At 72.1% G+C, this 4,115-nt stretch carries 3 protein-coding genes; 1 reads left to right on the top strand and 2 read right to left on the bottom strand.

The window, feature by feature from the left end; genetic code table 11:
- The first annotated feature begins 139 nt into the window (after positions 1–139).
- Positions 140–850, top strand: coding sequence for an ACT domain-containing protein (locus ACY5KJ_RS12545; RefSeq protein WP_462188255.1), 711 nt, complete (start codon positions 140–142; stop codon positions 848–850).
- A gap of 20 nt (positions 851–870) precedes the next feature.
- Here ACY5KJ_RS12545 and ligA read toward each other — a convergent pair whose 3' ends face one another.
- Positions 871–3,000: an NAD-dependent DNA ligase LigA gene (gene ligA, locus ACY5KJ_RS12540; RefSeq protein ID WP_462188254.1), complete on the bottom strand. Its 2,130-nt coding sequence runs from the start codon at positions 2,998–3,000 to the stop codon at positions 871–873.
- Positions 2,997–4,100: a methionine synthase gene (locus tag ACY5KJ_RS12535; protein WP_462188253.1), complete on the bottom strand. Its 1,104-nt coding sequence runs from the start codon at positions 4,098–4,100 to the stop codon at positions 2,997–2,999. Before ACY5KJ_RS12535 ends, ligA begins: the two co-directional genes overlap by 4 nt.
- Positions 4,101–4,115: the final 15 nt, after the last annotated feature.

Raw genomic sequence — 4,115 nt, 5'->3', positions numbered from 1 at the left:
AAGTCGGGTTGGAGGACTAGGCCGCCCTTCGGGGTTTCCGTCACCTCGCCTTCGGCGAGGTTCCTGGGGGAGGCGCCGGCCGGCGGGGGCGTTATCTTCACGTGACCGGTCGGCCATCCCGCCGACATGCCCTTTGCGCATGCTCAGCTACATGTCGTACCTGCTTCGCCTCATGCTGCCGGACCGCCCGGGAACGCTCGGCGCAGTGGCCACGGCCCTGGGCAGGGCGAGCATCGACATCGTCAGCATCACCGTCGTCGAGCGCACCGCCGACGGAGCCGTGGACGATCTGCTCGTGCTCCTGCCACCGGGCGGCCTCGCCGATCGCGTCCTCACCGCCGCCCAGTCGGTTCCGGGCGTGATCGTCGAGTCGCTTCGGCCGTTTCTCGCCGACGGGGGCGGTGTCGGCAACGACCTCGACCTGGTGGACGCCCTGACCGATCGGCCGCACGACGCCGCGACGACCCTGACGGACCTCGCGCCCGGCGTCTTCCACGCCGACTGGGCGATGCTGCTGGAGCACGTCGGGCCGGATGACGTCCGGGTCCGGGAGACCTCGGTGGGCGCTCCGGCCCTCGGTGGGGACGATCTCGGTGTCCCTGAACGGGTCCGGTTACCCCTGCCCTGGCTGCCGCTGGAACGGGCGCGGCGGATCGGGGCCGAGGATGGCGCCTTCCCGCCTCACTGGCGGGCGGTCAGCATGGAACTCGCCGCGGCCCCGGTCGGCGGCGACCGGCTGGTGATCCTGGTCGGGCGGCCCGGCGGCCCCCGGTTCCGCTCCTCCGAGATCGACCGGCTGGCCCATCTGGCGGGCATCGCCGCGAGCCTGACCAGGACGGGCCGTTTCTGAGTGGGGGAGCCTTCCCCACGTTATTCCACCGGGGTCTCGGCCTTCTCGGGACCGTCCACGGGAACGGCGAGCTTGCTGGCCGCGTCGACCCCCTGCGCCAGCAGAACGGCGAATCCGGCCTCGTCCAGCATGGGGATCCTGAGACTGCGCGCCTTGTCGTACTTCGAGGCCCCTGGATCCGTGCCGACGACGACGGCGGTGGTCTTCCTGCTCACCGAGCCGGTGACCTTGCCGCCGCGCGCCTCGACCGCCTCCTTGGCCGAGTCGCGGCTCCAGTCGGTGAGCGTGCCGGTGATGACGACGGTGACGCCGTCGAGGGGACGTGGGCCCTCCTCCGCGCCGACGTCGGCGAGCCGTGCCCCGCCGGCGGCGATCCTGGCGAGGATGTCGCGGTGCCGCTCATCGGCGAACCAGTCGACCACCGCGCCGGCGATCTTCGGACCGACCCCTTCGACCGCGGCGAGGTCCTCGGCCGGCGTGGCGGCGATCGCTTCCAGCGACCGCAGTTCCCGGGCGAGCGCCCGCGCCGCCGTGGGCCCGACGTGGCGGATCGACAGGCCGACCAGCAGCCGCCAGAGCGGCCGGTGCCGCGCGGCCTCGACCCCCCGCAGAATCTGGTCGATCTTCTTCTGCGCGAACCCGCGCAGCCCCTCGAAGGACTCGGGCGTCAGGTGGAAGATGTCGCCGATGTCACGCACCCGGCCCGCCTCGAGCAGGGCGGTCGCCGTCTCATACCCGAGCCCGTCGATGTCCATCGCCCCCCGGGAGGCGAAATGGAAGATCGACTCCCGCAGCTGCGCGGGACAGGAGACGGTGTTCGGGCAACGGATGTCGACCTCACCCTCGGACCGCACCAGCTCGGTGCCGCACTCCGGGCAGCGCGTGGGCATCACGAAGGCCCGCTCGGAACCGTCCCGCAGGTCGACGACCGGGCCGACGATCTCCGGGATGACGTCCCCGGCCTTGCGCAGGACGACCGTGTCCCCGATGAGCACCCCCTTGCGGCCGACCTCATCGATGTTGTGCAGGGTCGCGAGGCCCACCGTGGACCCGGCGACCAGGACCGGCTCCAGCTCCCCGAAGGGGGTCACCCGGCCGGTGCGGCCCACGTTCACCCGGATATCGCGCAGCTTGGTCGTGACCTCCTCCGGTGGATACTTGTAGGCCACCGCCCAGCGGGGGGACTTCGAGGTGGAGCCCAACCGGCGTTGCAGGGCGAACGAGTCGACCTTGACGACCACTCCGTCGATCTCGTGCACCACGCCGTGGCGCGCATCGCCCCACCGGTGCACGTAGTCCAGCACGCCGGGCACCGCCGCCAGGACCTCGAAGTGGGTGGCGACGGGCAGCCCGAGCTCCGCGAAGCGGGCATAGGCCGCCGACTGGGACGTGGCCTCGAAGCCGCGCTGCGCGCCCAGGCCATGGACAATCATCTCCAGCGGCCGGGTGGCGGTGACCCGGGGATCCTTCTGCCGCAGGGATCCGGCCGCGGCGTTACGCGGGTTCGCGAACGGTTTGCCCCCCGCGGCCACCAGCCCGGCGTTGAGCTCGGCGAACTTCGCGGTCGGGAAGAAGACCTCGCCCCGCACCTCCAGCAGCTCGGGCACCCGCGGCCCGCGCAGCCGCACCGGCACGCTCGCCAGGGTGCGGATGTTGGGGGTGATGTCCTCCCCCGTCCGGCCGTCGCCGCGCGTCGCGGCACGCACCAGGTAACCGTCCTCGTAGACGAGGTCCACGGCAAGCCCGTCGATCTTCAGCTCGCAGAGCCAGGCGTCGACCTCGCTTTCCCGGGCCACGCGCGCCGCCCACTGGTGGAACTCGTCGTCGTCGAAGACGTTGTCCAGGGACAGCATCCGTTCGAGATGCTCGACCGGGGTGAACAGGGTCGAGTAGGAACCGACCACCTTCTGCGTCGGCGAGTCCGGCGTGCGCAGGTCGGGATGCCGCTCCTCCAGCGCGGCGAGCTCCGCCATCAACCGGTCGTACTCGGCATCGGAGATCGTCGGGGAGTCGAGCACGTAGTAGCGGTACGCGTGCTCGTCGAGCTCGCGGGCGAGGCTGGCGGCGCGGGCCCGCTCGTCCGCCGAAGCCGCCGCCGAAGCCACGCCGGATTCGTCGGCTGTACCGGCCGTGCCGGTTGTCGCGCTCACGACGGCGCGTCGACCAGAACCCGCCCCGCCTTCCGGCAGTGGCGCATCACCGTCCTGGCATCGTCCGTTCCCAGGCCCGCCAGGCCACAGGTCGACGTCACGGCGACCACCTCCCCGAGCTGCTCGGGCCGGAATCCCAACCGGCTCCACAGTGCGATGACGGGTTCGACCGTACGGCGGGCATCCGACAACTTCGGTGCGGCCGACACAGCCCGTCCGGCTGCACCAGCCGGTGCGGCCGGTCCAGTCGGTGAAATCGGCGCGGCCGGTGAAATCGGCCTGGTGGGGACGAGACCCGCCATCAACCGCACTCCGGCCTCCACGATCTCGCCGACGGCGTCGTCCTCGGCCTGGGTGAGCGCGGTGACGTCGAGACCGACGAAGTCCACGCCCGCCGCGCGCAACGCCGCCAGCGGCACCGCGGGAGCGCAGCAGTGCACCCCGACTCCGCCGGTCGCCGGCAGCGCCCGCAGGCCACCGAGCAGGATCCGCAGCCGCTCCACGACCAAGCCCTCCTCGACCGCGGGCAGCACCGAGAACCCGCTCGGAGTGCGGATCCGGCCCGCGAGCACCGCCGGCAGCGATGGCTCGTCGAACTGGACCAGGATCCGCGCCCCCGGGACGCGCTGGGCGATCTGTTCGACCTGTTCGACGAGCCCCGCGGCCAGTGCGTCGGCGATGTCACGGGTCGCGCCGGTATCTGACAACGCCTTGTGCCCGCGGGGAAGCTCCAGCTCGGCCGCCAGCGTCCACGGGCCGGTCGCGGCAATCTTGAAGGGTCCCGCGTAGCCGGCGGCGACCTCCGTCAACGCGTCCAGGTCGCGTTCGAGCAGATCCCGTGACCGGCGCAGGTCCAGGCCGGGTCGGGGAACCAGCCGCCAGCCGGCCGGCTGAAGGTCCACCGGCATGTCGACGAGGATCGCCGCCGCCCGCCCGACCATCGCACCCCCGGGTCCCCTGGCCGGCAGTTCGGGCAGATACGGCAGGTCCGGCAGCTCGTCGAAGACCAGCTTGACGGCCTGGGCCGCATCCGTTCCCGGCAGCGAGCCCACCCCGGTGGCCGCGCCGGCCGGCCACATCCGTGCAGCGTCAGTACTCATGTCTTGACATCTTCC

This window comes from Frankia sp. CcWB3 (assembly GCF_977927595.1).
Note: the sequence above shows the minus strand (reverse complement) of the source record. Positions and strands in the feature narration are given on the sequence as shown.

Excerpts from the sequence above, each read along its gene's own strand:
- ACY5KJ_RS12545 (WP_462188255.1), top strand. The coding sequence starts at position 140 with ATGCTCAGCTACATGTCGTACCTGCTTCGCCTCATGCTGCCGGACCGC.
- ACY5KJ_RS12535 (WP_462188253.1), bottom strand. The coding sequence starts at position 4,100 with ATGAGTACTGACGCTGCACGGATGTGGCCGGCCGGCGCGGCCACCGGG.